Origin of the sequence: Lysinibacillus sp. NPDC056232 (genome assembly GCF_042267565.1) — a bacterium.
GTDB lineage: Bacteria > Bacillota > Bacilli > Bacillales_A > Planococcaceae > Lysinibacillus.
The window spans coordinates 1-1,136 of record NZ_JBHJTF010000104.1 but is presented as its reverse complement, the minus strand read 5'-3'; the positions used below and the strand labels follow the sequence as shown (position 1 = coordinate 1,136).

General features: G+C 52.7%; 1 rRNA gene. It reads right to left on the bottom strand.

The annotated features are described in order from the left end of the window. A 23S ribosomal RNA gene (locus ACFCYJ_RS27475) occupies positions 1-1,136 on the bottom strand; the annotation flags it as partial.

Here is a 1,136-nt window from a genome sequence, read left to right as displayed (position 1 = left end):
TCCACGGGGTCTTTCCGTCCTGTCGCGGGTAACCTGCATCTTCACAGGTACTATAATTTCACCGAGTCTCTCGTTGAGACAGTGCCCAGATCGTTACGCCTTTCGTGCGGGTCGGAACTTACCCGACAAGGAATTTCGCTACCTTAGGACCGTTATAGTTACGGCCGCCGTTTACTGGGGCTTCAATTCGCAGCTTCGCTTGCGCTAACCACTCCTCTTAACCTTCCAGCACCGGGCAGGCGTCAGCCCCTATACGTCACCTTACGGTTTTGCAGAGACCTGTGTTTTTGCTAAACAGTCGCCTGGGCCTATTCACTGCGGCTCTCATGCGCTTGCACGCTCAAGAGCACCCCTTCTCCCGAAGTTACGGGGTCATTTTGCCGAGTTCCTTAACGAGAGTTCTCTCGCACACCTTAGGATTCTCTCCTCGACTACCTGTGTCGGTTTGCGGTACGGGCACCTCTCACCTCGATAGAGGCTTTTCTTGGCAGTGTGAAATCAGGAACTTCGTCCATACGGACTCGCCATCACAGCTCAACGTTATAGTGTGCGGATTTGCCTACACACACGCCTTACTGCTTGGACGCGCATATCCAACAGCGCGCTTACCCTATCCTACTGCGTCCCCCCATTTCTCAAACGGTGAGGAGGTGGTACAGGAATATCAACCTGTTGTCCATCGCCTACGCCTATCGGCCTCGGCTTAGGTCCCGACTAACCCTGAGCGGACGAGCCTTCCTCAGGAAACCTTAGTCATACGGTGGACGGGATTCTCACCCGTCTTTCGCTACTCATACCGGCATTCTCACTTCTAAGCGCTCCACCAGTCCTTCCGGTCTGACTTCAACGCACTTAGAACGCTCTCCTACCACTGACATCGTAGATGTCAATCCACAGCTTCGGTGAATCGTTTAGCCCCGATACATTTTCGGCGCAGCGTCACTCGACCAGTGAGCTATTACGCACTCTTTAAATGATGGCTGCTTCTAAGCCAACATCCTGGTTGTCTGTGCAACGCCACATCCTTTTCCACTTAACGATTACTTTGGGACCTTAGCTGGTGGTCTGGGCTGTTTCCCTTTTGACTACGGATCTTATCACTCGCAGTCTGACTCCCGTGTATAAATATCTGGCAT